The following is a 25,848-nucleotide window of genomic DNA, read 5'->3' as shown; positions in this document are numbered from 1 at the left end:
GGGCTGGGGAACAGCGCCGGACGGGCAAAAGATGTCCTCGGGGGACGGTCAAAAGATGTCCTCGCCGGACGGGCAGGCTCTGGGATGGCCTTGGGTTTTGCTCTCCGGCTCGCCTTCTCGGGTGGTCGCTGGGTGGTCATCCCGTCGCCTGAACGAGGCCTATCACTTTGAGCCAGGCCCGCAAGCTTGCGTTGTCTTCTCGCCTTTTCCTGTGGGTTGCGGGCCTGGCTCAAAGTGATTTTTGCGGCCTCAGGCGACGGGATGACCACCCAGCTTCTTTTCTGGGCGTCAGCCGCTCGTGCTCTCGCGGACCTCCCGTGCGAACGGAGGCAGTGAAGACAGTGGCGGCCCAGGTGCGGAACGCTCTGCTCAGGCGACCGGCGCCGCCGTCCGGTGGCCTAGGGCTCGCAGCGAGTGCGGGTGGTCCGCCGGCACCACGCCCGAGTACACCGCCGTCCAGCAGGATGGGCAGCAGTACTGGCGGAACACCACCGCCGCGTCCACGTAGTCGGCCGCCGTCGCGATGATCTGGGGGCCCGCGTCCGTGGGTGGCCCCTCGTACACCGCCGCCGCCGGTTCGCCGTCCTTCGCGCGCAGGACTTCGCCGCAGTGGCCGCACGCCAACCCGCCGTCGGCGGGTTCGACCAGGTTGTCGTCGAGCCGGCGGGCGCCGGTCAAACTCACCTTGCCCAGCGAAGGCCCCGGTACCGACGAACGCGAGCGGCGCCGGTCGCGTTGCCGGGAACGCTCGGCCGCCGAAGCAGCCGCGTCCACCACGCCGTCGCGGACCACCACGCCGTAGACCTCGAGCGCCGCTTCCGGCGTGATCTTGGCTTCGCGCAAATCGCGAGCCACCGCCAAGGGATCCCGCGCCAGGGGATCGCCGTAGCCGCCGCCACCCTGCCACGTCATCGCGAAGACCTCGCCCGGTGCGAGGTAGCTCGACGCGTAGTTCTGCCCCGGCTCCAGAGCGGACCCCAGCTCGTCCATTGTGGACGGAATCCGGCCCGACGCGAGCAGGGAAGCCACCGGGCTCCGCCGCGCCACGACGTCGAGGCCGCTGTTGCCCGGGTGCCCGCCGGCGAGGCCGCCGTTCTGCGCGACCGCCTTGCCCGCCGACGCCAGCACCAGGCCCATCGGGACGCTCGTGCCGTGCGGGGTCAGCGCGATCGACGCGCCGAGCCCGCCGCGGTGGCGCCCGGGCCCGCCGGAGTCGGGGACCTCACGCCGCCACAGCGTCAACACCGGGTAGAGGAACTCGGTCATCTCGACGTCGGGGACGCGGCCCATCGGGATGCAGAACAGGCCGCCGGTGTCGATGCCGTCCGCGTCGGGCCGCGCGCCGTAGCCGCCGGCCATCGGTTCCATGATGATGTTGAGGAACGGCGCCGGTGCCTCGCCGCGTTCGTCGAGCCCCGCGATCACCGCCGTGTCCCACGTCCCGCAACACGTCGCCTGCACGCTCTTGCCCAGGGAGATGTCCCGGTCGAGCATCTGCGCGAGGCACTCGGCGATCAGGTTGCCCGTGAGCCAGGCCGGGCCGATCGGGCCGCGGCCGACCGCGGCGGGGAAGGTCGCGTTGTTGAGCGTCCCCTCCTCGGTGACGAGGTCGAAGCAGCGCATCAGCCCGCCCGCCGACCACGGGATGTCGCCCGCCAGGATCGGCAGCAGCGCGAGCATCACGCCGCCGCGCATGCCGGCGTACGTGCAGTTGATGACGCCGGCCTGGGGGTCGGTGCCGGTGAAGTCGAACGTCAGGTGGTCGCCGGTCTTGGTGGTGGTGACCGTGATCTTGTGCAGGTTCCGGTCGCCCTCGTGCGACTGGTCCTGGTAACCGGTGGCCGTCCAGGTGCCGTCGGGCAGCGCGGAAAGCTTGTCCCGCAACCGGCTTTCGGCGTCGGACATCATCCGCTTCATGACGGCCTTGACGGTGTCCGGGCCGTACTGGTCGATCAGCGCGTGCAGGCGTTCGGCGCCGACGTTGTTCGCGCCGATCTTCGCGCGCAGGTCGAGCCCGACGAGCATCGGCACGCGCGAGCGGCGCACCCAGAGGTCGGCGACGTCCCGCTGCAGCCGCCCGTCGCGGACCACCTTCACCGGCGGTGTCGGCAGGGACTCGGAGAAGACGTCCTCGGCGGCGGGGGAGAAGGACCCGAGCCCGACGCCGCCGAGGTCCGGCTGGTGGGCGATGGCACTGGTCCAGGCGAAGAGCTTGCCGTCGTGGAACACCGGCTGGTAGACGATGACGTCGTTCTGGTGCAGCCCGCCACCGACCCACGGGTCGTTGCAGAGGAACATGTCGCCGGCTTCGATGCCCGGGTTGGCCGCGCGGTTGCGCAGCGTCCAGTAGATGGCGAGGTCGACCGCGCCGACGAGCATCGTGTTGTAGAGGCCGACCTGCACCTCCTGGCCGAGCTCGTCGGAGATGGCGAAGTCGAAGTCGTTGGCGTCGGTGACGATCGGCGAGCCGGACATGCGCTTGAGCGCCTCGCCCATCTCGTCGGTGACCGACCACAGCCGGTGCCGGACGACCTCGTAGGTCAGCGGGTCGAGGGCGTCGATCTGGTCCTGGGTGACACTGTGGACATCCAAAGTGGACGGCAGCGACCGCCGGAGCTCGCCGAGGTCGACGGGACGGCTCGAGAACTGCTCCGAGCCCGGGATGGGCATGCTCATGCGGCGCTCCTGATCGTGAGGTTGCCGAGGTGGTCGACGGTGCCGGTGGAGCCCGCGGGCACCACGACGGTGGTGGTCGGGACCTCGACGATGGCGGGGCCGGTCAGCACGTGGCCGCTGCGGAGTTCGCGGTAGTCGTAGACGGCGGTGTCGACGTACCCGAGAGCGGCGTCGAGGCACACGAGCCTCGTGCCGGCCCGCGCGGCGGGTGCGTCCGCGACCGGGACTTCGGGCAGCTCCGGGCTGAACGGCAGGATGCCGACGCCGCGGACGCGGAACGTGATGGCCTGGATCCCGGCTTCGCGGAACCCGGCGTCCTTGCCGTACAGGGCGGCATAACGCTCTTCGAACCCGGCGGCGGCTTCTTCGATCGCCGCCACGTCCAGAGGTCCCCGGACGACCGGCGTGGTGACTTCGGCGAGCTGCATCGAGTAGCGCATGTCGATTTCCCGGAACAGCTCGACCTTTTCGAACTTCAGGCCCTGCCGGTCGAGGCCCTCGCGGACCCGCTGTTCCAGCCGGCCGAAGTTGCGTTCGGCGCGCCGCGGGTCGAAGGGGACGTTCGACGGGTCGGACAGCTCGGCCGCCAGCACGATGTCCGAGGAGGCGAGCCCGAACGCGGAGAACGCCGACGCGACCGGCCCGAGCGGGACGACGACCTCGGTGCACCCGACTTCGGCCGCGTAGCCCGCGCAGTGCGCCGGTCCGGCGCCGCCGAACGCGTAGAGCACGAATTCGCGCGGGTCGTGGCCGGCTTCGACGACGGTCTTGCGCAGCAGGTCGCCGGTCTGCGCGTTCTGCACGGTGTAGATCGCGGCCGCCGCTTCGTCGACGGTGAGGCCGAGCGGCTTCGCGATGTGCGTGTCGATCGCCTCGCGCGCCAGCTCCAGCGACAGGGGCTTGCGGCCGCCGAGCAGCCCGCGTTCGGGCAGGATGCCGAGCACCAGGTTGGCGTCGGTGTTGGTCGGCTCGGTGCCGCCGTTGCCGTAGCAAGCCGGACCCGGCACGGCTTGCGCGCTGTGCGGCCCGATGCGCAGGTTCCCGCCGGCGTCCAGCCAGGCGATCGCGCCGCCGCCGGACCCGATCGCGTCGACCCGCAGGGTGGGGACGTTGATCGGGTGGTGGTTGATGACGGTCGTGGTGTCGCGCACCGGCTCGCCGTCGACGACCAGCCCGGCGAGGAACGTGGTGCCGCCGACGTCGGTGGAGATGATGTTGCGGTGGCCGAGCTGGCGGCCCAGCGCGACCGAGCCGATCACCCCGCCGGTGAGCACCGAGCCGACGGTGCTGATCGCCGCGGCCGGCGCCTCCTTCGCGGCGACCGCGCCGCCGTTGCTCTGCATCACCAGCAACGGCCCGGAAAGCCGGTTCGCGCGCAGCGTGTCCTCCAGCGTCGTGAGGTAGTCGCGCAGGCCGGGACCGATCTGCGTGCTCATGATCGTGGTGGCGTTGCGGGCGAACTCGCGGATGCGCGGGCTCACCTCCGATGACAGCGCGACGAAGACGTCCGGGTCCTCCTCGGCGATCAGCTCGCGGATCCGCTGTTCGTGCGCCGGGTTGCGGAAGGACCACAGCAGCGAGACGGCGATGGCGCGGACGCCGTCGGCGAGCAGGTCGCGGATCTTCGCGCGGGCTTCGTCTTCGTCGAGCCGGACGACGACGGTGCCGTCGCGGTCGACCCGCTCGGTCACCTCGAGGGCGAGCCGCTTCGGCAGCAGCCCGTGGTCCTTCTTCTGGTGCAGCACGTTCTGCAGCTCGTGCGGTGCACGACCGAGGTAGCGGCCCTCGACGTTCATGACGAAGATCGAGTCGCGGTGGCCCTTGGTGGTGAGGAAGCCGACCGGCGGCACGTTGCCCGTCACCAGCGCGTTGAGCGACGACGTCGTCCCGTGGGCGATGTGGTGGGTGTCGGCCAGCAGCTCCGGCAGCGACCTGCCGAGCTGCTCGGCCAGCAGTCCGAGCACGTCGAGCACGCCCTGGGAGTAGTCGGGCGGGGTCGAGGGGGACTTCGCGGCGAGCACGGTCCCGGCGTCGTCGTCGAGAACGGCGTCGGTGAACGTGCCGCCCACGTCCACGCCGATGACATAGGCCATGACTCACGCTCCTTTGCGCGGAGAAAGCTGCTAACTGCGGCGTAGACTATTCAACGCATGTGACAAGAGTCAACCCTCTTGACGCCTTCTGGTCTCTGACGTCAAATAGTCGACGTAAATGTCAAACAAGGAGGTCGGAGATGCAGCCACGTCGGGTCGCGGTGCTGGGTGGCGGGCCGGGCGGGCTCTACGCCGCGCGTCTGCTGAAGCTGGCGTTCCCGTCCTGCGAAGTCGCCGTGCACGAGCAGGGCGAGCCGGACACCACCTTCGGGTTCGGCGTCGGCCTGGCCGCGGGCACCCAGCGCAAGCTGGCCGCGGCCGACCCCGACACCCTGCGTGACGTCGTCGCCGCGGGCTGCCGCCACGACATGACCCTGCGGGTCGACGGCCGGATCGCCCGCGTCCGCAACGACCGCCTGGTCGGCGTCGCGCGCACCGAGCTCCTCGCGATCCTGCAGCGCCACGCCGAAAAGGCCGGTGTCGACCTGCACTTCGGTGTCCGTCGCGCGGCCGCCGACCTCGACGCCGACCTCGTGATCGCCGCCGACGGCGTCGGCAGCGCGACGCGCGAGCAAGGCGGCTTCGGGGCGCGGATCGGCACCGGCCGAGGGCTGTACCTGTGGTGCGGCGCCGGCTTCGCGCTCGACGACGCCCTGTTCGAGCCGGTGCGCACCGAGCACGGCGTCTTCGTCACCCACGCCTACCCGTACGGCACCGGCCGCAGCACCTTCCTCATCGAGACCGACGAGGCCACCTGGCGCCGGGCCGGGTTCGACCACGACGTCGCGGACGGGGAGTCCGACGAGGTGTCCCTGCGGTACCTGCAAGACGCCTTCGCCGAGCAGCTGCGCGGCCACCGGCTGATCGGCAACCGCACGCGCTGGCTGCGGTTCCGGACCGTCCACTGTGCCCGGTGGGCGGCCGGGCGGGTCGTGTTGCTGGGCGACGCCGCGCACACCGCGCACTTCTCCATCGGCTCGGGCACGAAACTCGCCATGGAGGACGCGATCGGCCTGGTCGACGCGCTGCGGTCCGCGCCGGACACCGCGGAAGCGTTCGCGCGGTACGAGGCGGACCGGCGCCCGGCCGTCGAGCGGTTGCAGGAGCTGGCCCGGCGCAGCCGGTTGTGGTGGGAATCGTTCCCCGCGCGGCTGCACCTGCCGGTCGAGCGGCTGATGGTCGCCTACATGACCCGCGCCGGGAACGTCCCCCTGGAACGCTTCGCCGCCACCAGCCCGGACGTCGTCGGGGCCGCGCTCACCCAGTACGCCGGGACGTCCCCACCCGCGGCCGGGCTCGTGGACTGGGTCCTCGACCGGCAGCCGGCCCCACCCGGCGACCTCGTCCCGCTCGACGACGTCGTCGAAGATCCGTGGGATCCCGCCGGGGACGCGGTCGTGGCTCGCGCCCGGGAAGCCCGGGACCGGGGCGCGGCGGGGTTCCGGTTCACCGGACCGGGTGACCGCGGGGCGCTGCTCACCCGGCTGGACCTCGCCGAGCGCGTCCGGCTCGAAACCGGTGGGATCGTGCTGGTGGCCGGACCCGCCGCACTGCGGGACGACCTGGCCGCCGGCCTGGTCAGCGCCCGCACCGACCTGATCGAGGAGACGGCATGAGCTGGGGCGGCAAAGTCGTCGCGTACCCGGAGGACGCCGTGCGCGCGTACCGGGACCGCGGGCTGTGGGGCACCCGCACGATCGCCACGCGGCTGCACGAGATCGCGCTGGCCCATCCGGACCGCGACGCCGTCGTCGCGCTCGACGGCCGGGTCACCTTCCGCGAGCTGGACGAGCGCACCGACCTGCTGGCCGCCGGCCTGGCCGGGCTCGGGCTCGAACCCGGCGACCCGGTGCTGTTCCAGGCCGGCAACCGGCTCGGCACGGTGCTCGCCTGGTACGGCGTGCTCAAGGCGGGCCTGGTGCCGGTGTGCACCCTCGCGGCCCACCGCGGCCACGAGATCGGCGAGGTCAGCCGCCGGGTCGGCGCCGTCGCGCACCTCGTGGAGACCGGCGGGTTCGACCTCGTCGGCTTCGCGGTCGAGCAGGCCGCCGGCCACCCGACCCTGCGGCACGTGCTGGTGCTCGGCGACGACCCACGCGGCGTTTCCCTGGAGGCGCTCGGCCGGGACGCCGACGCGGGAGCCGCGCGCAAGACCGTCGAGGAGATCCAGGCCGGCATCGGCCCGGACGACGTCGCGGTGTTCCAGCTCTCCGGCGGCACCACCGGCGTGCCGAAGGTGATCCCGCGGCTGCACGCCGAGTACTGGTACAACGCCCTCGCCTACGCCCGGTCTTGGGGGTGGACCCCCGAGTCGCGAGTCGCCCACCTGATCCCGATCGTGCACAACGCGGGGATCGTCTGCGCGCTGCACGGCCCGCACAGCGTCGGCGCGTGCCTGGTCCTCGGCACCGCCGACCTGGACGCGTCGCTCCCGCTGCTGGCGCGCGAAGCGGCCACGCACGTCCTGCTCGGCCATGGCCACTTCCAGGCCGTCGGCCACGCGGGGTTCGCCGCCGCGGCGGCCGCGCTGACCCAGGTGGTGCTGTCGGGCAGCAAGGTCCCGCCCGCGCTGTTCGACGACCTCGAGCGCCGCGGGCTGTGGTCGGGCCAGCTGTTCGGCATGGGGGAGGGCCTGTTCCTGACCACCCGCCCCGGCGCGCCCCGGCTCGCGCGCGCCACGACCGTCGGCACGCCACTGTCCGAACTGGACGAAGTGCGCGTCCTCGAACCGGGCACCGAAGACGAGGTCCCGGACGGCGAAGTCGGCGAACTGTGCTGCCGCGGCCCGTACACCCTACGCGGCTACTTCGACGCCGAGGAGCACAACGCGCGCGCGTTCACCACCGACGGCTTCTACCGCACCGGCGACCTCGCGGCGATCCGCGTCCTCGACGGCGAGCGGTACGTGAGCATCGAAGGCCGGATCAAGGACGTCATCAACCGCGGCGGCGAGAAGATCAACGCCGAAGAGGTCGAACTGCTCCTGCTGCGTCACCCGCGCGTCACGGCGGCCGCCGTGGTGGCCATGCCCGACCGGCGGCTGGGCGAGCGCTCGTGCGCGTTCGTCGTCGGCGGGCCCGTGGACCTGCCCGAAGTCCGGCGGCACTTCGCCGAGCTGGGTGTGGCCAAGTTCAAGTGGCCGGAACGCGTCGAAGTCGTCGACGACATCCCGCGCACCCTCGTCGGGAAGCTGGACAAGAAGCGCCTGCAGGCCGAAATCGCCGCGAAGATCGCCACCGAGCAAGGAGAAACCCCGTGACCCCGCACCGCATCGGCCTGGTCGTCCCCAGTTCGAACGTCACCGTCGAGACGGAGATCCCGGCGCTGCTCGCGCGCCACCCGTCCGCCGTGTTTTCCTTCCACAGCAGCAGGATGCGCATGCACCAGGTGTCGGCGGAGGAGCTGCGCGCGATGAACGCCCAGCGCGAACGCTGCGTGGACGAACTGGCCGACGCCGGCGTCGACGCGCTGCTCTACGCGTGCCTCGTCGCGGTGATGGCGCAGGGGCCGGGCGAGCACTCGCGCACGGAGAAGGCGGTCGTGAGCAGGCTGGCGGCGCGCGACGCGCACCCGGCGGTGCTGTCCAGCGCCGGGGCGCTCGTCGAAGGGTTGCGCGCGCTCGGGGCCCGGCGCGTCGCCCTCGTGACACCGTACCTGCGGCCGCTGGCCGAGGAAGTGGTCGCCTACCTGCGGGCGGAGGGCTTCGACGTCGTGGACTGGGCCACTTTGGAGGTCGGGGACAACGCGGAGGTGGGGTGCATTCCCGGCTCGCGTGTCCTGGCGGCTGCCCGCGGCCTGGACCTTTCCCAGGCGGACGCCTTGGTGATCTCCGCCTGCGTCCAGATGCCGTCGCTCGACCTGGTCGAACCCGCGGAGACGGAGTTCGGGCTGCCGGTGTTGTCCGCGGCGACGGCCGGTGCGTACGCGCTGTTGAAGGGGCTGAACCTCGCGCCGCGGCTGCCGGGAGCCGGGCGGTTGCTCGCGGGACCTCTACCATCACGAGGATGAGCGGCAGCACACCGCGGGGCGGGTCCCGCGAAAAGGGGACCACCGCCCGGCGGGAACTGGTGGAGAACGAGCTCTACGAGCACGCGACGCGGCTCTTCGCCGAGCGCGGCTTCGCGGGCACGAGCCTGCAGGACATCGCGGACGCCTTGGGGATCACGCGGCCGGCGCTCTACTACTACGTCAAGAGCAAGGAAGAGCTGCTGGCCAAGCTCGTCACGGAGGTCACCAACGGGCCGCTGGAGGAGCTGACCGAGCTGGTGGCGCGGGACCTCGACCCGGTGGCGAAGCTGCGTGGGATCGTGGAGATCATCGTGGGGCGGCGCGCGCGGCAGCCGGAGCGGTTCCGGTTGCTGATCCGGTCGGAGGCGGAGTTGCCGGCCGAGCTGACGGAGGCTTACGACGAGGGCCGGCGGGCGGTGTTGAAGACGATCGCCGGGGTCGTCGAAGAGGGCGTGCGCGCGGGGCGGTTCCGGCCGGTCGACGGCCGCGTGGCGGCGCTCGGTGTGCTGGGCATGTGCAACTGGGTGGCTTGGTGGTTCCACCCGGGCGGGCGGGACAGCGCCGAGCAGGTCGTCGAGCAGCTGGCCGATATGGCCGTGGGGGCTTTGCAGCGTCCTGACCAGCATGTTCTTGACGGTGAAGGGCCGGCTGCGGCGCTGAAGATGCTGCGTCAGGACCTGGACCACCTGGAGCGCATCCTCGACGTCTGAGTGTCGTTCGGCACAGGTGTCAGAATATTGACTCTCCCGTCGACTCCCGCGTACCGTGAACTTCACGAGACAACGCGGGAGGCAACCATGACCGAACTGGACCACCGGGTGCGGGGCGTCGACCACGTCGCGTTCCCCACCTTCGACCCCGCCGCCACCGTGCGCTTCTACCGGGACGTGCTCGGGTTCCCCGTCGTCCACTCGATCTGCGCGGCGGGCTGGGGCCCGGAGAACCACCCCGACTTCATCCACTTCTTCTTCGACATCGGCAACGAAGACCGGATCGCGTTCTTCTACTACTTCGGCACCACCCCGGAAGTCGGTGGCACGCAAGGGGTCAAGGGCGATGTCTACGCGCGGTTCGGCGCGGACGTCCCGGAGTACTTCGTGCGGTCGCGGCACCTCGCGATCCACGTCGAGAACGAAGAAGACCTGCTGGAGTACCGGCGGCGGCTCGATGCGAGCGACTGGCCGGTCGAAATGCAGATCCAGCACGAGACCATCGAGTCGATCTACACCCACGACCCCAACGGCTACATGTTCGAGATCACCCGCGCCATGCGGCCGGTGACGCCGCAGGAGGACCTCGACGCCAATCTGACCATCGACGCGCTCCTCGACGTCGTCGGCGGGCCGGAGCCGACCTTCGGGAAGCTCTTGGCGCGCAAGGCCGAACTCATCGTCGAGCGTGCTGCGGACTGGGAGCCGGCGCGATGACCGCGCTCTACATCCTCGACGTCCCGGAGAACACCGCCGTGGCCAAGATCGCCGCCGAGGATCCGGTGGTCACCGTCGGGCGGATCGGGCCCTACTTCGAGATCCGCGCGGCCGGGCCGATCGTCGTCGACCGCCGCGCGACCGGCTGCCGGCACGCCGTCTGGTATTCCTGCGTCGGCGGCGTGGCCCGCGACAGCCGGATCACCCAGCACGACAAGGACGCCCTGCGCGTGGAGCCGGTGTGAGCGGCCGCCTCGGTGCCGGCCGCTACCTCGCCGCGGGGGAGCGGCCCGCCTCGACCGTCCACGAACTGACCACAGTGGACGGCGCCACCGTGCGCGGCGTGCTGTCCACTGTGGCCGGCGCGCGGACCGTCGTGGCGCTGACGCACCCGCGGCAGGACCTGACGCACCACCCGCTCGTCCCGCTGCTGCTGCGGGCCGGCGTCGCGGTGTGGACCCAGCACACGCGGTCGGTCAACAACGACCTGAACCTCGTCCACGAACAAGCGCTCCTCGACGTCGCCGCCGGTCAGGTCTTCCTGCGGCAGCAAGGATTCGACGCGGTCGTCGTGCTCGGCCACTCGGGCGGTGGCACGCTCTTCGCCTACTACTGCGAGCAGGCCGCGCTCACCGACCGCGTCGAAACCACGCCGGGCGGACGGCCGACGCGCCTGGCCGAAGCGGAGATGCCGCTGCCCGACGGCGTCGTGTTCCTGGCGCCGCACCCCGGCCAGGGCAAGCTGCTGCTCGCGTGCATCGACCCGTCGGTGGCCGACGAGACGGATCCGATGTCGGTGGTCCCCGAGCTCGACCCGTTCTCCCCGGCCAACGGTTTCGCCGAGCCGCCGGAAAGTTCCTCTTACCCAACGGAATTCCTGGACCGTTATCGCGCGGCCCAGCGCGACCGCGTCGCCCGCATCGACGCGGTGGCCCGCGCGCACCTGGCCGGCACCGCCGCGGCGCGCACAGCGTTCAAGACGAGCGGCCGGGCAGAGGACCGCCGCCGTTCGCTGGCGCCGCGTGTCATCACGGTGTTCCGCACCGACGCCGACCCGCGCACGGTCGACCTGAACCTGGACCCCAGCGAGCGCCCGTACGGCTCGCTGTTCGGCAAACGCCCCGACCTGATCGACTACGGCCTGGTGGGGTTCGGCCGGCTCGCGACGCCGGAGGCGTGGCTGTCGACGTGGTCCGGCCTCAGCTCCCGCGCCGACTTCGTCCGGTGCGGCCCGGGCGTCACGGTCCCGACGTTGTTCATCGAGCTGACGGGCGACCAGGCGGCGTTCCCGGCGGACTCCCGCCGCATGATCGCCTCCCTCGGCGCGGCGGACCTGACGGCGACGACGGTGCGCGGCCTGCACTTCGGCGGCGCCATCGCCGAGGGCGAGCCGACGGGGAACGAACTCGCGGCCGCCGAGATCGTCGAGTGGCTGGGCAAGCGCTACGGCTGATCCACCTTCAGCACCGTGGTCGTGTCGCAGGTCAGCGGTGCGCCGTCGGGTGCGGTGGGGACGACGGGCGGGACGACCACGCCGTGCTCGTCCACCAGCACCGAATGCGGCTCGCCCGCCTCGAAGGCGTGCCGCTCACCCCACTGGCGCAGCGTCACGATCACGGCGAACAGGTCCCGGCCCGCGTCGGTGAGCGCGTACTGCCGCCGCTTGCCCGACGGCGCCTCGACCTGGACGAGCAGGCCGTGCCCGGTGAGCTTGCGCAGCCGGTCGGTCAGGATGTTGCGGGCGATGCCCGTGCGCTGCTGGAAGTCGGTGAACGAGCGGGCGCCGTCCATCGCGTCGCGGACGATCAGCAGGCTCCACCGGTCGCCGATCACGTCCGCCGCCCGCGCGACCGGGCAGGTCGGGTCCGTCCACATCGCGTCTCCCGTGAGTTGCGTAATGAAACCATTCTCGCCTACTCTCCGAAGAGTTGCAAATCGCAACTAATTGGGAGGTGTGGTGGGACGCGGGACGAAGCTGCTGCTTGCCGTCGTGTGCGGAGTCGCGGTCGCCGGCGTGTACGCCGGGCAGCCGGTACTGGGCCCGATGGGCGACGACCTGGGCGTGCCCCGGGACTCGGTCGGCTGGTTCGTGGCCGTGGGGCAGCTCGGCTACCTCGCCGGGCTGGTGCTGCTGGTGCCGCTCGGCGACCGGCTCGACCGCCGTCGCCTGATCGCCGCCCACCTCGGCCTGGTCGCGGCTGGTCTCGCGGTCACCGCGGCCGCGCCCGTCGCCTGGGTGGCGTTCGGCGGTCTCGCCGTCGCGGGACTGTTCGCGGTGGTGGTGCAGACGACGGTCGCCTACGCCGCGTCGATCTCACCGCCCGCCGAGCGCGGGCGCACCCTCGGCGTCGTGACGGCCGGCGTGGTGGCCGGCATCCTCGGCGCCCGGGTGCTCACCGGCACCCTGGCCGATCTCGGTGGCTGGCGCGGCAGCTACCTCGCGCTCGCGGTCCTCGCCGCCGTCCTCTCCGCGCTGTGCGTCGTGGCGCTGCCCGCGGACGTCCGGACCGGCACCGAGTCCTGCGGGCGGAAACCGCGGTCGCCGGCCGGGCTCCTCACCCGGCCGCTGTTCCTCAGCCGGGGTCTGATCGCCTTCTTCCTCTTCGCGTCTTTCGGCACCTTGTGGAGCGGAATGGCGCTGCCACTGGCCGGCGAACCGTGGCACCTCGGCGAGACGCAGATCGGGCTGTTCGGCATCGCCGGGCTCGCGGGCGCGCTGGGCGCGGCCCGGGCCGGCCGCTGGGGCGACGCGGGACACACCGGCCGCGTCACCGGCATCGCGCTCGTGCTGCTGCTCGGATCGTGGCTCGCCATCGGCCAGCTCGGCTGGTCGTTGCTGCTGCCGGGTTTCGGCGTGCTGGTGCTCGACTTCGCCGTCCAGGTCGTGCACGTCGCCAACCAGCACCTGCTGACGACGGTGTTCCCCGGCCGCACCAGCACGGTGATCGGCGGCTACATGGTTTTCTACTCCCTCGGCTCGGCGGCCGGCGCCGCCGCGACGACGGCGGTGTACGACGTGGCGGGCTGGCCGGGCTCGGCCGTCCTCGGCGCGGTCTTCGCCGGCGGCGCCCTGCTCACCTGGACGGCCGGGAACATCTTGGGCGAGGGAGGGGAGAACCGCCGCCGTCGCGCCACGAGCGGGCTGGACCGGGAGGGGAGCAGCCGACGCTGAGTGTCGGGTCGAGGGGCCGGTGCACCGGTCGATCGTGGTGGTGGACATCGCGGCCGGGGTCGGGTGGTGGCGGCTGTCCACTCAGGACCGCGGCGACGGGCTCCTCGTCATCGTGCCGCCCGGGGTGCCCAAAGCGGACTTACCGGCGGGCGGAACCGGTGCCGGGAAGGTGCCCGGCCCGCTTGTCCGGCTTTGTCCGGCTTCGGGAACGAGAACGGTTCGCGCCGCCAGGGCCGCCGCCTTCCGCGACTTCCGAACGTCCGCATGGTGCGAAAAAACCGGGACGAGCCGGACCAATCACCCACCAGCGCGTTACTTCCCGTCCACATGTTGAGACGGTTGAATGATCACCGACGCAGCTCCATAGAGTTCCCGATCGTCACTCGATCGGCTGAACTTCGACTCCCTGAAGGTGCTGTGTCCGCCCCCTCCCTTCCGCCGCTCGCGGCGCGCTCCCTGCCCGCCGCGGTGTGGCGCGCCGTCCGGACCGGGCGGTGGACGCCCGTCTGCGCGCTGCTGATCGTCGTCATCCTGCTGCTCGCCGCCGGCGCCGACCTGTTCGTCCTGGCCGAGGGGCAGAGCCTCACCCCGGACATCGGCACCCTCGGCCCGACCGGGCTGCCCGCGGGCGCGCTCGGCGGGGTGAGCGGTGCCCACTGGTTCGGCGTCGAGCCCCTCACCGGCGTCGACCTCTTCGCGCTCGTCGCCCACGGCGCCCGGACGTCGCTGCTCGTCGGGCTGGGCGCCACCGTGCTGGGGACCGTGCTCGGCGTCGTGATCGGGGTCAGCGCCGGCTACCTCGGCGGCTGGTGGGACCGGCTGGTCACCTGGACCGCCGACGTCATCCTCGGCTTCCCCTACCTCATCTTCATGATCGCGCTCGGCGCCGTCCTGCCGGTGGACTTCCCGCGGCAGATCACGCTCGTCGTCGTGCTCGGGCTCTTCGGCTGGCCGCGCATCGCCCGCATCGTGCGAGCCCAGACCCTGACGCTAGCCAAGCGCGACTTCGTCGCCGCGGCCCGGGTCGTCGGCGGCGGCCCGTGGCACGTGTTCACCAAAGAGCTCTTGCCGAACCTGTGGGCGCCGATCATCGTCGTCGCCAGCCTGTCCATCCCGTCGATGATCGGCAACGAAGCCGCGCTCTCGTTCCTCGGCGTCGGTGTGCTGCCGCCGACGCCCAGCTGGGGCCGCACCATCAGCGCGGCCATCGACTTCTTCGAGACGGACCCCATGTACCTGGTCTTCCCCGGCGCGATGCTGTTCCTCGTCACGCTGGCGTTCAACGTCGTCGGCGACGCGATCCGCGACGCGCTCGACCCGCGGTCCGGCGGTGCCGCCTGATGCGCACCGCCCGGTTCGTGGCCACCCGCTTCGCCGGGATGCTGCTGGTCCTGTTCGTCGTCGCCTTCGTGACGTTCGTGGTGTTCTACGTCCTGCCCGCCGACCCGGCGCGGATGGCCTGCGGCCGCCCGTGCTCGCCCGAGGGCCTGCAGCTGGCGCGGGAGTTCATGGGGTACGACGTCCCGTGGTACCGGCAGTTCTTCGACTTCCTCGGCGGCATCCTCGGCGGCCGCACGTTCGGCACCGGCGCCGCGGCGGTCCACTGCACCGCGCCGTGCTTCGGCTGGGACTTCCAGAACAACGTCGACGTGCTGAGCGAGATCGGCGGCCGGATCGAGGTCAGCTTCTCGGTCGCGCTGGGCGCGGCCGCGATCTGGATCGTCCTGGGCGTCGGCCTCGGCGTGCTTTCCGCGCTGCGGCGCGGAACCGCCGCCGACCGGATCACGATGGCAGCCGCGATGGCCGGGGTGTCCATGCCCGCCTACCTGGCCGGGATGATCGGCATCACGATCTTCGCGTTCGCGCTCGACGTCGTCCCGAAGAACGGGTACGTGCCGCTGACCGAAGACCCGGCGCAGTGGGCGTGGCACCTCGTGCTGCCGTGGTTCGTGCTGGCGTTCCTGCACGCCGCGATCTACGCGCGGCTCACCCGCGGCCAGATGCTGGAAACCCTCGGCGAGGACTACATCCGCACCGCGCGGGCGAAGGGCCTCACCGAGCGGAAGGTCGTGGGCCGGCACGCGCTGCGCAACGTCCTGCTGCCGGTGGTCACCGTCTTCGGCGTCGACCTCGGCGGGCTGCTGGCCGGGACGGTGATCACCGAGCGGATCTTCGGCATGGCCGGCGTCGGGCGGCTGCTGGTGGACGCGATCGCGTCGCTCAACCTGCCGGTCCTGCTGGGCGTGACGCTCTTCTCGGCCCTGCTGGTCACGGTCCTGAACTTCCTGGTCGATCTCTGCTACGGCGCGCTCGATCCGCGTGCGCGCCTCGTCTGAAGGGGTAACGATGAAACAGCTGCGGTTCGCCGCGGGGGTGCTGGCCGCCGTCACGCTGCTGACGGCGTGCGGGGCCAACGACACACCGGCCGGGCAGGGCGGCACCGTCAAGCCGGGCGGGAACCTCGTCCTGCTCAACGACGCGCCGTCGATCACCTGGGACCCGGCGAAGAGCTCGAACCTCGTCGTCACGACGCTCGGGCTGATCCACCGGCGGCTGACGTCGTGGGACGTCGCGCCGGGCAAGGACACCACGATCGTGCCGGACCTGGCGACCGACACCGGGAAGGCCACCGACGGCGGCAAGACGTGGACGTTCACCCTCAAGGACGGCCTGAAGTACGCCGACGGCACGGCCATCACCTCGGCGGACGTCAAGTGGGGCCTGGAGCGCTCGTTCGCGCCCGCGTTCTCCGGCGGGCTGGCCTACCACAAGGACCTGCTGTCGCCGGGCCTGGCGTACAAGGGCCCGTTCGACGGCAAGGAACTCGACACCATCCAGACGCCGGACCCGAAGACGATCGTCTTCCACCTCGCCCGCGCCTACGGCGACTTCAACTGGGTCGCCAGCACGCCGGCGTTCTCGCCGGTGCCGAAGGGCAAGGGCGCCGAGGCGAACTACGGTGACCACCCGGTCGCGTCCGGGCCGTACCAGCTGCAGAGCTACGAGCGCGGCAAGTCGGCGAAGCTCACCCGCAACCCGAACTGGAGCCGCGACGAGGACAAGACGCGGCTGGCCTACGCCGACACCATCGACTTCGAGCTCGGCCAGGACACCAGCGTCATCTCCAAGCGGCTGATCGACGACACCGGCAAGGACCGCAACGCCTTCGGTATGTCGTTCGCCTCGCCCGCCCAGCTGGCCCAGATCCAGGGCAACGCGTCGGCGAAGTCACGGCTCGTGACGTCGGAATCCGGGGCGCTGGCCTACCTTTCGCTGAACACCCAGCGCGGCAACCTCACCAACCCCAAGGTGCGCCAGGCGTTCCAGTACGCCGTCGACAAGGCCGCCTACCAGGTCGCGAGCGCGGGCAGCGCGCAGCTGGCCGGGGACGTCGCCACCACGCTGATCACACCGGGCCTGCAGGGCCGCGAGCAGTACGACCTGTACCCGGCGCCGCCGTCGGGTGATCCGGCGAAGGCCAAGCAGCTGCTGGCGGAGGCGGGCTTCCCGAACGGGCTCGACGGCCTGGTCCTGGCCACCCACAACGAAAACGGCTACCCGGAGAAGGCCGCGGCGATCCAGGCCGCGCTCGCCCGGGCGAACATCAAGGTCACGATCAAGCCGCTCGACGAGGACACCTACACGTCCGAAGTGGACACCAAGGGCCTGTCCGACTACGACCTGACGCTCACCTCGTGGCAGCCGGACATCCCGTCGGCCAACGCGAACATCCAGCCGCTGTTCCAGTCCACCGAGATCGGCAACGGCGGGTACAACGAGTCCCGCTACAGCAACCCCGAGGTCGACAAGCTGATCGGGGAGGCACAGGCCACTGTGGACCCGGCCGAGGCCGGCAAGAAGTGGGCGGCGCTGGACAAGAAGATCCTCGCCGACTCGCCGGTCGTGCCCCTGATCTACACCCGCAACTCGTTCCTGCACGGGTCGCAGGTCGGTGACGTCCAGATCGGACGGTTCCCGGCCTACGTCGACTACCGCAAGTTCGGGATCGTGCAGTGACCGCGGCCGGGCTCCTGCGGCTGCACGACGTCGCGGTCTCGTTCGGGGACGTCGAAGCCGTCCGCGGGGTCGGCTACGAAGTCCGCGCGGGCGAAGTCGTCGCGGTGGTCGGGGAGTCCGGCTCGGGCAAGACGGTCACCGCGATGTCCGTGCTCGGCCTGCTCCCGCCGACGGCCCGCGTGACGGGCCGCGCGGAGCTGGCCGGGCGGGACCTCTACGCGATGACGCCGGCCGAGCTGCGCGAGGTCCGCGGCGGCGAGGTCGGCATGGTGTTCCAGGAGCCGATGAGCGCGCTGAACCCGGTGTTCACCATCGGCGACCAGCTCGTCGAGGCGATCCGGACGCACCGGCCGCTCGCGGCGCCCGCCGCGCGGGACCGGGCGATCGAGCTGCTCGGCCTGGTCGGGCTGCCGGAGCCGCGCGAGCGGTTCCGGTCCTACCCGCACGAGCTGTCCGGCGGGCAGCTGCAGCGCGTCGTCATCGCCATGGCGGTGGCGAACGAGCCGAAGCTGCTGATCGCCGACGAGCCGACGACGGCGCTGGACGTCACCGTCCAGGCCGAGATCCTGGAACTGCTGCGAGACCTGCGCTCCCGGCTGGGGACGGCGATCCTGCTGATCACCCACGACATGGGCGTGGTCGCCGACCTGGCCGACCGCGTGGTGGTGATGCACGATGGCCGGGTCGTCGAGCAGGGGACCGCCACCGCGATCTTCACCGCGCCGGCCGAGGAGTACACGCGGCAGCTGCTCGGCTCGGTCGTCTCGCTTTCGGCGACGGCCACGACGGGGCTCGAACGCGCGCTGGCGGCGGACCTTTCGGTCGGCCCCGGCCACGTCGCCGCGGCGGAGCACCCGGCGGTGGCGTCGGTCCCGGACGTGCCCGCCGAGGCACCGCTGCTGCGGGTGACGGACCTGTCGGTGACCTACCGCGGCCGGTTCCGCGCGATCGCCGTCCGCGCGGCCGCGGGAGTCGGCCTGCACGTCGAGCCCGGGGAGGTGCTCGGCCTGGTCGGCGAGTCCGGCTCGGGCAAGAGCACGGTCGCGCGCGCCGTCACGGGGCTGCTCGCGCCGACCGGCGGATCCGTCCACATCGGAGACACGGACATCACCCGGGTGCGCGGCCGGGCGGCGAAGGCGCTGCGGCGCCGGATCGGCGTGGTGTTCCAGGACCCGTTGTCCTCGTTGAACCCCCGGACGACGGTGGGGGAGAGCGTCGCGACGCCGCTGCGGCTGCACCGCGCGGTCTCCTCGTCCGAAGTGGACGGCCGGGTGGCGGAGCTGCTGGACTCGGTCCAGCTGTCGCCGTCGCTGGCCGGGCGCTACCCGCACGAGCTGTCGGGCGGCCAGCGCCAGCGGGCGTGCATCGCCCGCGCGCTGGCGCTGAACCCGGACCTGCTGGTGGCCGACGAGCCGACGAGCGCCCTCGACGTCACGATCCAGGCGAAGGTCCTCGACCTCCTGCGCGACCTGCGCCACGAATTCGGCTTCGCGTGCCTGTTCATCAGCCACGACCTGGCGGTGATCGAGCAGCTGGCCGACCGGGTGGCGGTGATGCACCGCGGTCACGTCGTCGAGCAAGGCCCGACGAAGGACGTCCTCACGGCCCCGGCGCACCCGTACACGCAGCGTCTGCTGTCGGCGGCCCCGGTGGCGGATCCGGAGGCCCAGCGCCGGCGTCGCGAGGCTTGGCGGCAGCTGCGCTGAGCCCGATGTGGCCCAGGCACGCGCCGGCCACGGTCACGCCCAGGGCGTGCCGGCGGTCGCGCGTTCCAGCCCGGTGACACCGGCTTCCCGGCGCTCGCGCAGGAGTTCGCCGGCGATCGAATAGCGCGGTGCGGCGGATTCTCCCGCGCGGGCGGCGTGCTCGACGATGGCGTCGACCAGCGACGGGACCATGGACAGCCGCGGGTGCGCCTCGTGGATGCGCTCGTGCCGGCCGGTGACGACGTGGGCGTTGCGGCCGAAGTCGATGCCCACCCCTTCGCGGGTCAGGTAGGCCAGCAGGCCGCGGCGTTCGGCGATGCCGGGTGACGTGTGCAGCGCGATCGCCTCCCACACGAGGTCGACCTGCGCCGCGCCGACGCCGTTCGCGGTCAGCAGCTCGGCGGCGAGATCGGCGCCCTCGACCTCGAAGCGCGTCCGGCCGGGCGCCAGCGTGCCCACGCCGAGGTCGTGCAGGACGGTGGCCGCGAACAGCAGCCCGGCGTCGTACGCGGCGTCGTCCTGACAGCCTTCGTGCTCGGCGAGCAGGCGGGCGAACAGGAAGCTCCGGACGCTGTGGTTGGCCACCGCGGGGCTTTCCGTTTTCCGCACGGTGGCGAGGATCGTGTCGGCGAGCGGCCCGGCGGGCAGGGCGAGGAAGTCGGTCACGGCGTCGACGTTAGAAGCCGGCAACGGCCGGTGACAGTGGCCCGCAGGCCGGTCACCGCTAGGATCGTGCCATGAAGCGGCACGGCGTCACGGTGCTGGCGCTCCCGGGTGTGCTCGCGCTGGACATCGGGATCCCGGTGCAGGTCTTCGGCTCGGACCCGCACTACGAGCTGACGGTGTGCGCGGACCGGCGCCCGGTCCCGGTGGGCGGCGGCGGCCTGACGATCGCCGCGGACGCCGGGCTCGAGGCCCTCGACGGCGCCGGCACGGTGATCGTCCCGGGTTACGACGACGTCGGCACCCCGCCGGCCACCGAAGTCCTGGACGCGCTGCGGGCCGCCCACGCCCGGGGCGCGAGGATCGTCTCGATCTGCACGGGGGCCTTCGCGCTCGCCGAGGCCGGCCTGCTCGACGGGCGGCCCGCGACCACGCACTGGCAGTTCACCGCCGACCTGCGCACCCGCTACCCGCGCGTGCGGGTGCTGCCCAACCGGCTCTACGTCGACGACGGCGACGTCCTCACCTCGGCCGGCGTGACCGCGGGGATCGACCTGTGCCTGCACCTGATCCGCACCGACGAAGGCGCCGCGGCGGCCAACGCCAAGGCTCGCCAGCTGGTCGCCCCGCCGCAGCGCGCGGGCGGCCAGGCGCAGTACATCGAGCGCCTGCGGCCGGAGCCGACGGGCGACCGCCTCGGCCCGTTGCGCGACTGGCTGCTGGCCGATCTCACGCGCGAAGTGGACGTCGACACGCTCGCCGCCCGCGTCCACCTGTCGCGGCGCACGTTCCTGCGGCGGTTCCGCGAGGAGACGGGGACGTCCCCGATGGCGTGGCTGACCGGCGCGCGCCTGGATCTCGCGAGGGAACTGCTGGAGACGACGGACCTCCCGGTCGAGCACCTGGGCCGGCACACGGGACTCGGCAGCACGGCGACCGTGCGGGCGGCGTTCCACCGGCACCTCGGCACGTCACCGCGGGAGTACCGGGCGCTGTTCCGCCACCGGCGCGTCTCAAACTGAGACAGCGGCCGTCTTCTGACTCCGGCGGGGCTCGCCTACGTTCCGTGGAAGCCCTGCGACACAAAGGAGTCATCGCATGAGCAAGAACGTCCTCGTCACCGGCGCGGCCCGGGGGATCGGCAAGGCGATCGCGCTGCGGCTCGCGGCGGACGGGCACGACGTCGCCGTCAACGACATCGCTGCCCAGGAGACCGAACTGGAGACGGTCGCCAAGGAAATCCGCGGTCTCGGCAGGCGGTCGGCCGCCGTCACCGCGGACGTCTCGGACCCGGCGGCGGTCACGGCCATGGTCGCCGAGACCGTGGATGCGCTGGGGTCGCTGGACGTCATGGTCGCGAACGCGGGCATCGCGCAGGTCCTGCCGCTGCTGGAAGTGACGCCGGAGGACTGGGACCGGATGCTGGCGATCAACGCGCGCGGCATCTTCCTCTGCTACCAGGCCGCGGCGAAGCAGATGATCGCGCAGGGCGGGGGCGGCAAGATCATCGGCGCGGCGTCGATCGTGGCGCACCGGCCGTTCGCGCTGCTCGGGCACTACTCGGCGTCGAAGTGGGCGGTGCGCGGGCTCACCCAGGCCGCGGCGATGGAGTGGGCCGAGCACGGCATCACGGTGAACGCCTACTGCCCGGGGATCGTCGGGACCGCGATGTGGGACCTCATCGACGAGAAGCTGGCCGAGTCCGAGGGGCTCCGGAAGGGGCAGGCGATCGAGAAGTACTCGAACCTGATCCACCTCGGCCGCGTGTCGGTGCCGGAGGACGTGGCGAGTTACGTGTCGTACCTGGCTTCGCCCGATTCCGACTACATGACGGGGCAGTCGGTGATGATCGACGGCGGGATCCAGTTCGCTTGACGGGCTTCCGGGGGCCCGCCACCGGTGCGACCGGTGGCGGGCGGCGGGTCAGCTGTCTTCGGGGTGCAGGCTGACGGTGGTGGTCTGGATGAAGATGTCCCGGCGCGGGTTGCGGCCGGCGAGTGCCTGGTTGCGGGCGGTGACGGGGAGTGCCGCTCGGCCGAGCACCGGCGGGCCGATCGGGTCTTCGGGCAAGGTGTCCATGGGAGTCCTCTCCGGTGGAGTACGTGCGGACCTCCCTCTCACGCCCGAACACCGCCGCCGGTTGAGGGTCAGCGCTTGGTCTTGTCCCAGATGACCACCGGCGGGGCGTCCGGGTAGTCCGTGTCGTGGGCCCAGACCTTGTCCACCTTCGGGTTGTGCCGCAGGATCGGGAACTCGTCCATGTCGAACACGTTGTTCGGCCGCCGGGAACCCAGCTCGTCACCCTGGTTGGGCCAGCCGCTCGACTTGCCCGGCGTGTTCGGCAGCGCGATGTGGACGTCGCCCTCCGCGTTGTGCGCCAGTGCCTTCGACGCGTCCTTCCACACCTTCTCGCCGTTCGGGTGGTTGTCGGAGAACTTCGGCATCTCGACGTCGTTGTCCTTCAGAATGCCTTCGAGCGTGTTGCCGCCGTTCTTCTTCGCCAGGTCGATCGCCGGGTTCTCGATCGAGCCGTGGTACTGCGACTCCGTGATGTTCTTGCCGGTGGCGGGGTCGTAGAGGTGCGAGTTCGGTTTCGACGGGTCCGCGTTCTTGGCCCACACCGGGACGTCGGAGAACTCCGAGTCCTTGATGTGGCCGCCCGACCAGAACCACGACTTGTCCTTGCCGGGCGCCATCATCTCGTCCCACTTCTTCGAGAACTTGGCGTACTGCTCGTCGGTCAGGTTGTGCGGCCGGATCTTGCCGTCCGGGTCGCGGAACTCGTCGAGGCCGTCCGGTTTCTTCGACCCCGGCGGCAGCTTCGCCGCGTCGCCGCCGCCCGCCGGGTTCTCCGGGGCCTTCGGGCCACCCGTCTTGCCGCACGGGCTTTGCACCAGGCCGAGCGGGTCGCCCCGCAGGTGCGGCTGCTCGACGTAGCCCACCGGGTCGGGCGCCGCGGCGAGGCCGAGCGGGTCCTGGCTCAGATACCGGCCCGTCGCCGGGTCGTAGTAGCGGTAGACGTTGTAGTGCAGCCCGGTCTCGGCGTCGCGGTACTGGCCGGGGAAGGCCAGCGGCATCGGCGCGGTGCCGGACGTCGACGGCAGCAGCTCGCCCCAGAAGCTCGTGCGCGCCTGCCAGCCGACGCTTCCGTCCGGGCCGACGAGCTCGGTCGGCGTGCCGGCCGGGGACGTGACCACCGTGTGGAACCGCACCTCGGCACCGCGCTGCTCGACCTGGACCACGGGGCGCCCGTCGCCGGGGTGCCGCTCCCAGGCCAGCACCCGCGAGTGCCCGCTGTCGGTCACCTCGATCTCCTCGACGAGCTCGGCGCCGCTCCAGACGAACCACGTCTCGGCGGTCTGCCGCGGCGCGCCGTCGTCGCCGATTTCCCAGCGCCGCTTGGCGAACCGCCGGCCGAGCGGGTCGTAGAGGTACGTCCAGAACGACTCGTCCGGACCGATCGCGGCGACCAGCCGGTCCAGCTCGTCCCAGACGAAGCGCCACTCGGCGGCCGCGTGCACCCGGCTGGTCACGCGGCCTTGCGGGTCGTGGCCGTACCGCGTCCCGACGGGCGTGAGCCTCCCCGCCGCGTCGTAGGCGAAGCGTTCGACACCGTCCGAGGCGTGCACCTCCGCGACGCGGCCCGCGGCGTCGAACCCGAACCGGACCGGGCGCGCGTCGTCGATCGCGGCGAGCCTGCCGTCCGGCGTGTAGGTGTAGGTACGCCGGCCCAGGCCGGTGATTTCCTGCTCGCCGAGCCGGTCCGCGGCGTCGAAGGTCTGACGCAGGACCTCCGAGCCGTCGACCGACCGGCTTGTTTCGCGGCCGGCTTCGTCGTACTCGAACGCGATTTCGCGGCCCGCCACGCGCAGCGACACCGGGAGTTCGCCGTCGTAGCGCCACTCACTGTCCACACCGGACAGAGTGGTGCGGTGGACCCCCGCGGCGTCGTAAGTCCAGCGCACACCGACCCCGTTGACGGTCTCTTCGCGCACCCGCCCGCGTTCGTCACGGACGATCTGCAGGACCGAGTCGTTGTTGACCGCGTACTCGAGCTGTCCCAGCGCGTCGTAGGCGTAGCCGGTGACGCCGGTGGCGGTGCGGCGTTCGACGACGTTGCCGAGCTGGTCGTAGGCGTATTCGGTGACTTCGCCGAGGCCGTTGGTCATCCGCCGGAGCTGCCCCGCCTCGTCGTAGGCGTAGGTCAGCCGCCTGCCGTCGAAGTCGGTCTCCTCGACGAGCCGTCCGGCCGGATCGTAGGTGTAGCGCCAGGTCTGGCCGCGCGGATTGGTCACGGCGATCAGGCGCAGCTCGGCGTCGTAGCCGTACGCCGTGCGCGCGCCGGCGGCGTCGAACTCCTCGATCGGCAGGCCGAACGGGCCGTACGTGCGCCGCGTCGTCCGCCCGGCGGCGTCGCGGTGTTCGACGACGCGTCCTTCGCCGTCGTGGCGCCAGCTTTCCCGCTCGCCGTGGGGGCCGAGCCGCCAGGACCGCTGCCCTTCGGCCGTCCAGCCCAGCCGGACCGCGCCGCCGGACGCGGTGTGCGCCAGCCGCGGCCGGCCGAACGGGTCGCGGTCGCCCGGCCGCACCGCCGCGGTGAGCACCGGTTCGTCGCCGAGGGCGTCCGCCGCGCCGTCGACGCGCAACAGTGTGGAGACGCCCGGCAGGGCGGCGTACGGGTCGGCCGCCGTGGCCACCACACGCGCTTCGCCGGCCTGAAGCTCAACCTCGCCCGTCTCGGTCGGCGTCAGCCGCACGACCGAACCGTCCGGCCGCGTCACGGTCGTCAGCACACCGTTTTCGTAGCCGTAGAACGTGATCCGCCCGAGTTCGTCCACTTGCGACAGCAGGTCGTCGTAGCGGGTCCACGAGTACCGGCGCGTGTGCCCGAGCGGGTCGGTCCGCTCGACGAGCTGCCCGGCCTCGTTCATCCGGTAGGTCCACGTGTGGCCCAGCGCGTCGGTGTGCCGGGTGGTCCGGGCCTCGGTGTCGTAGGCGAACGTGCCGTTGAGGTAGCGCTCGGCACCGACGCTGCGGACGCAGCGGCCCGCGGCGTCGTAGACGTACCGGTACCAGGTGCCGGTACGGTCCTGCCAGCCGACGATCCGGTCGTCGACGTCGTAGTCGAGGTTCACCGGCCGCCCGGCGAACCCGGCGATCTGCGTGAGCTGGCCGAGCCGGTTGTAGCCGTACCGGACGACCGGCGCTCCACCGGGCACGCCGAGCGCGGTGATCCGGCCGGCTCCGGAGCCGACGCTGATCTCGGTGCCGTCGTCCCGGCGCAGCAGCCGCGGGGCGCCGCTGCCGTCGTGGTCGATCGTGGTGCGCGAGCCGCCCTGCTCGATCAGCGTCAGCGGCCGCACCGGCCCGGGCCCGGCCGCGAACCCGAGCTCGCGCGATCCGGTCGACAACCGGTAGCCCTCGGCGGTCCGCCGCAGTGGGTGGCGCGGTCCCTCGATCGGCAGCACGGTCCGGTCGCCGTCGGGCAGCGGGTACACCAGGACCATGCCGTCTTCGGCGTAGAACCGGATCCGGTCGTGGCCGACCTCCAGCCGCTGGTCCAAAGTGGACGCCCAGGAGCGGCCGAACCACCGGCCCGCGCGGTAGGACGACAGGTGTGTGCGCGACAGCACCAGCTCGCCCGCGTCGCCCGGCAAGGTCAGGTCGACCTGCTTCAGCACCACCTCACCGGTGGCGACGTCCACCGGGTCGGAGACGCAGACCTTCTTGTCGTCCGGCACCGCGCGGTCACGCGGGCCGTCGCCCTTGGGGTCGCCCTTCGGCGTGCCGCCGCCGTCCGGGCCGCCTTTCGGTGTGCCTCCGGGCGGGTCGGCCTTGGGCGGCGGCCCGTCGGCGGACGGGTCGCTCTTCGGCGGCGGATCGGTCTTGGGTGGTGGGTCGGTTTTCGGCGGCGGGTCGCCCTTCGCACCCGATGTGCTCGTGCTGTCGTCGCCGTTCTTGGGCGGCGGGTCGGTCTTGGGTGGCGGCGCGTCGGGGTCGCCCTTGCCCTTCGGGCCGTCGAGACCCTTCGGGTTGCCGTTGATGTCGGCGTGCTTCGGCGGCGGGGCGGCTTTGCCGGGTTTGAT

General features: G+C 71.9%; 20 protein-coding genes. 14 read left to right on the top strand and 6 right to left on the bottom strand.

Annotated features, from left to right (window positions below):
- Positions 1-369: 369 nt before the first annotated feature.
- Positions 370-2,676 carry a hydantoinase B/oxoprolinase family protein gene (locus tag ABFJ78_RS43170; protein WP_436393244.1) on the bottom strand — a complete coding sequence of 769 codons (2,307 nt, stop codon included), beginning with the start codon at positions 2,674-2,676 and terminating at the stop codon, positions 370-372.
- Positions 2,673-4,769, bottom strand: a complete 2,097-nt coding sequence (locus ABFJ78_RS43165) for a hydantoinase/oxoprolinase family protein (RefSeq protein ID WP_436393243.1) — start codon at positions 4,767-4,769, stop codon at positions 2,673-2,675. The genes ABFJ78_RS43170 and ABFJ78_RS43165 overlap by 4 nt, the downstream gene beginning before the upstream one ends.
- A gap of 140 nt (positions 4,770-4,909) precedes the next feature.
- On the opposite strand from ABFJ78_RS43165, the gene ABFJ78_RS43160 reads away from it, so the two are divergent.
- The 7 genes from ABFJ78_RS43160 to ABFJ78_RS43130 all read left to right on the top strand — a co-directional run bounded on the left by ABFJ78_RS43160 (position 4,910) and on the right by ABFJ78_RS43130 (position 11,657).
- Positions 4,910-6,385 carry an FAD-dependent monooxygenase gene (locus ABFJ78_RS43160; RefSeq protein ID WP_436393242.1) on the top strand — a complete coding sequence of 492 codons (1,476 nt, stop codon included), beginning with the start codon at positions 4,910-4,912 and terminating at the stop codon, positions 6,383-6,385.
- Complete coding sequence (locus tag ABFJ78_RS43155; protein ID WP_436393241.1) at positions 6,382-8,028, top strand: (2,3-dihydroxybenzoyl)adenylate synthase; 1,647 nt, start codon at positions 6,382-6,384, stop codon at positions 8,026-8,028. Before ABFJ78_RS43160 ends, ABFJ78_RS43155 begins: the two co-directional genes overlap by 4 nt.
- Complete coding sequence (locus ABFJ78_RS43150) at positions 8,025-8,777, top strand: maleate cis-trans isomerase family protein (RefSeq protein WP_436393240.1); 753 nt, start codon at positions 8,025-8,027, stop codon at positions 8,775-8,777. Before ABFJ78_RS43155 ends, ABFJ78_RS43150 begins: the two co-directional genes overlap by 4 nt.
- Positions 8,774-9,487, top strand: a complete 714-nt coding sequence (locus ABFJ78_RS43145) for a TetR/AcrR family transcriptional regulator (protein ID WP_436393239.1) — start codon at positions 8,774-8,776, stop codon at positions 9,485-9,487. The genes ABFJ78_RS43150 and ABFJ78_RS43145 overlap by 4 nt, the downstream gene beginning before the upstream one ends.
- Before the next feature lie 87 nt (positions 9,488-9,574).
- The gene (locus ABFJ78_RS43140; protein ID WP_436393238.1) at positions 9,575-10,204 is read left to right on the top strand and encodes a VOC family protein; all 630 of its coding nucleotides are present in this window, start codon (positions 9,575-9,577) and stop codon (positions 10,202-10,204) included.
- Positions 10,201-10,449 carry a hypothetical protein gene (locus ABFJ78_RS43135; RefSeq protein ID WP_436393237.1) on the top strand — a complete coding sequence of 83 codons (249 nt, stop codon included), beginning with the start codon at positions 10,201-10,203 and terminating at the stop codon, positions 10,447-10,449. The genes ABFJ78_RS43140 and ABFJ78_RS43135 overlap by 4 nt, the downstream gene beginning before the upstream one ends.
- A complete protein-coding gene (locus ABFJ78_RS43130) occupies positions 10,446-11,657 on the top strand; it encodes an alpha/beta hydrolase (protein ID WP_436393236.1) in 1,212 nt (403 codons plus the stop codon). The genes ABFJ78_RS43135 and ABFJ78_RS43130 overlap by 4 nt, the downstream gene beginning before the upstream one ends.
- Here the strand turns inward: ABFJ78_RS43130 and ABFJ78_RS43125 are convergent.
- Complete coding sequence (locus ABFJ78_RS43125) at positions 11,648-12,079, bottom strand: winged helix-turn-helix transcriptional regulator (protein WP_436393235.1); 432 nt, start codon at positions 12,077-12,079, stop codon at positions 11,648-11,650. The two genes, ABFJ78_RS43130 and ABFJ78_RS43125, sit on opposite strands and share 10 nt — an antisense overlap.
- A gap of 82 nt (positions 12,080-12,161) precedes the next feature.
- Here ABFJ78_RS43125 and ABFJ78_RS43120 point away from each other — a divergent pair, with 82 nt between their 5' ends.
- The 5 genes from ABFJ78_RS43120 (at position 12,162) to ABFJ78_RS43100 (ending at position 19,099) form a co-directional block, all read left to right on the top strand.
- Positions 12,162-13,376, top strand: coding sequence for an MFS transporter (locus tag ABFJ78_RS43120; protein ID WP_436393234.1), 1,215 nt, complete (start codon positions 12,162-12,164; stop codon positions 13,374-13,376).
- Between the two features lie 417 nt (positions 13,377-13,793).
- Positions 13,794-14,717, top strand: coding sequence for an ABC transporter permease (locus tag ABFJ78_RS43115; protein ID WP_436393233.1), 924 nt, complete (start codon positions 13,794-13,796; stop codon positions 14,715-14,717).
- On the top strand, positions 14,717-15,712 hold the full coding sequence (locus ABFJ78_RS43110; protein ID WP_436393232.1) for an ABC transporter permease: 996 nt from the start codon (positions 14,717-14,719) through the stop codon (positions 15,710-15,712). Before ABFJ78_RS43115 ends, ABFJ78_RS43110 begins: the two co-directional genes overlap by 1 nt.
- 10 nt (positions 15,713-15,722) lie before the next feature.
- Positions 15,723-17,393 (top strand): ABC transporter substrate-binding protein, encoded by a 1,671-nt coding sequence (locus ABFJ78_RS43105; RefSeq protein ID WP_436393231.1) that lies wholly within the window; start codon positions 15,723-15,725, stop codon positions 17,391-17,393.
- The gene (locus ABFJ78_RS43100; RefSeq protein ID WP_436393230.1) at positions 17,390-19,099 is read left to right on the top strand and encodes an ABC transporter ATP-binding protein; all 1,710 of its coding nucleotides are present in this window, start codon (positions 17,390-17,392) and stop codon (positions 19,097-19,099) included. The genes ABFJ78_RS43105 and ABFJ78_RS43100 overlap by 4 nt, the downstream gene beginning before the upstream one ends.
- 33 nt (positions 19,100-19,132) lie before the next feature.
- Here the strand turns inward: ABFJ78_RS43100 and ABFJ78_RS43095 are convergent, their stop codons facing one another.
- Positions 19,133-19,765, bottom strand: a complete 633-nt coding sequence (locus ABFJ78_RS43095; RefSeq protein ID WP_436393229.1) for an HD domain-containing protein — start codon at positions 19,763-19,765, stop codon at positions 19,133-19,135.
- 71 nt (positions 19,766-19,836) lie between these two features.
- Between ABFJ78_RS43095 and ABFJ78_RS43090 the strand changes: the two genes are divergently transcribed.
- Both ABFJ78_RS43090 and ABFJ78_RS43085 read left to right on the top strand, forming a co-directional pair.
- Positions 19,837-20,784, top strand: a complete 948-nt coding sequence (locus ABFJ78_RS43090) for a GlxA family transcriptional regulator (protein ID WP_436393228.1) — start codon at positions 19,837-19,839, stop codon at positions 20,782-20,784.
- 76 nt (positions 20,785-20,860) lie between these two features.
- Entirely contained in the window at positions 20,861-21,637 is a 777-nt protein-coding gene (locus tag ABFJ78_RS43085) for an acetoin reductase (RefSeq protein WP_436393227.1), read from the top strand.
- A 48-nt stretch (positions 21,638-21,685) separates the two neighbouring features.
- Here the strand turns inward: ABFJ78_RS43085 and ABFJ78_RS43080 are convergent, their stop codons facing one another.
- Both ABFJ78_RS43080 and ABFJ78_RS43075 read right to left on the bottom strand, forming a co-directional pair.
- Entirely contained in the window at positions 21,686-21,841 is a 156-nt protein-coding gene (locus ABFJ78_RS43080) for a hypothetical protein (protein WP_436393226.1), read from the bottom strand.
- A 68-nt stretch (positions 21,842-21,909) separates the two neighbouring features.
- On the bottom strand, positions 21,910-25,848 hold a 3,939-nt coding region (locus tag ABFJ78_RS43075; RefSeq protein ID WP_436393225.1), incomplete at its 5' end, for a DUF6531 domain-containing protein.

Source organism: Amycolatopsis sp. MEPSY49 (assembly GCF_051337345.1).
Lineage (GTDB): Bacteria > Actinomycetota > Actinomycetes > Mycobacteriales > Pseudonocardiaceae > Amycolatopsis.
The sequence above is the reverse complement of the archived record's forward strand: the minus strand, read 5'-3'. Positions and strand labels throughout refer to the sequence as shown.

Bases quoted from the DNA above. Each gene is read 5' to 3' on its own strand.
- ABFJ78_RS43145 (WP_436393239.1), top strand. From the start codon at position 8,774: ATGAGCGGCAGCACACCGCGGGGCGGGTCCCGCGAAAAGGGGACCACC.
- ABFJ78_RS43085 (WP_436393227.1), top strand. From the start codon at position 20,861: ATGAGCAAGAACGTCCTCGTCACCGGCGCGGCCCGGGGGATCGGCAAG.
- ABFJ78_RS43170 (WP_436393244.1), bottom strand. From the start codon at position 2,676: ATGAGCATGCCCATCCCGGGCTCGGAGCAGTTCTCGAGCCGTCCCGTC.
- ABFJ78_RS43165 (WP_436393243.1), bottom strand. From the start codon at position 4,769: ATGGCCTATGTCATCGGCGTGGACGTGGGCGGCACGTTCACCGACGCC.
- ABFJ78_RS43110 (WP_436393232.1), top strand. From the start codon at position 14,717: ATGCGCACCGCCCGGTTCGTGGCCACCCGCTTCGCCGGGATGCTGCTG.
- ABFJ78_RS43080 (WP_436393226.1), bottom strand. From the start codon at position 21,841: ATGGACACCTTGCCCGAAGACCCGATCGGCCCGCCGGTGCTCGGCCGA.
- ABFJ78_RS43105 (WP_436393231.1), top strand. From the start codon at position 15,723: ATGAAACAGCTGCGGTTCGCCGCGGGGGTGCTGGCCGCCGTCACGCTG.
- ABFJ78_RS43155 (WP_436393241.1), top strand. From the start codon at position 6,382: ATGAGCTGGGGCGGCAAAGTCGTCGCGTACCCGGAGGACGCCGTGCGC.
- ABFJ78_RS43140 (WP_436393238.1), top strand. From the start codon at position 9,575: ATGACCGAACTGGACCACCGGGTGCGGGGCGTCGACCACGTCGCGTTC.
- ABFJ78_RS43090 (WP_436393228.1), top strand. From the start codon at position 19,837: ATGAAGCGGCACGGCGTCACGGTGCTGGCGCTCCCGGGTGTGCTCGCG.
- ABFJ78_RS43125 (WP_436393235.1), bottom strand. From the start codon at position 12,079: ATGTGGACGGACCCGACCTGCCCGGTCGCGCGGGCGGCGGACGTGATC.
- ABFJ78_RS43160 (WP_436393242.1), top strand. From the start codon at position 4,910: ATGCAGCCACGTCGGGTCGCGGTGCTGGGTGGCGGGCCGGGCGGGCTC.
- ABFJ78_RS43135 (WP_436393237.1), top strand. From the start codon at position 10,201: ATGACCGCGCTCTACATCCTCGACGTCCCGGAGAACACCGCCGTGGCC.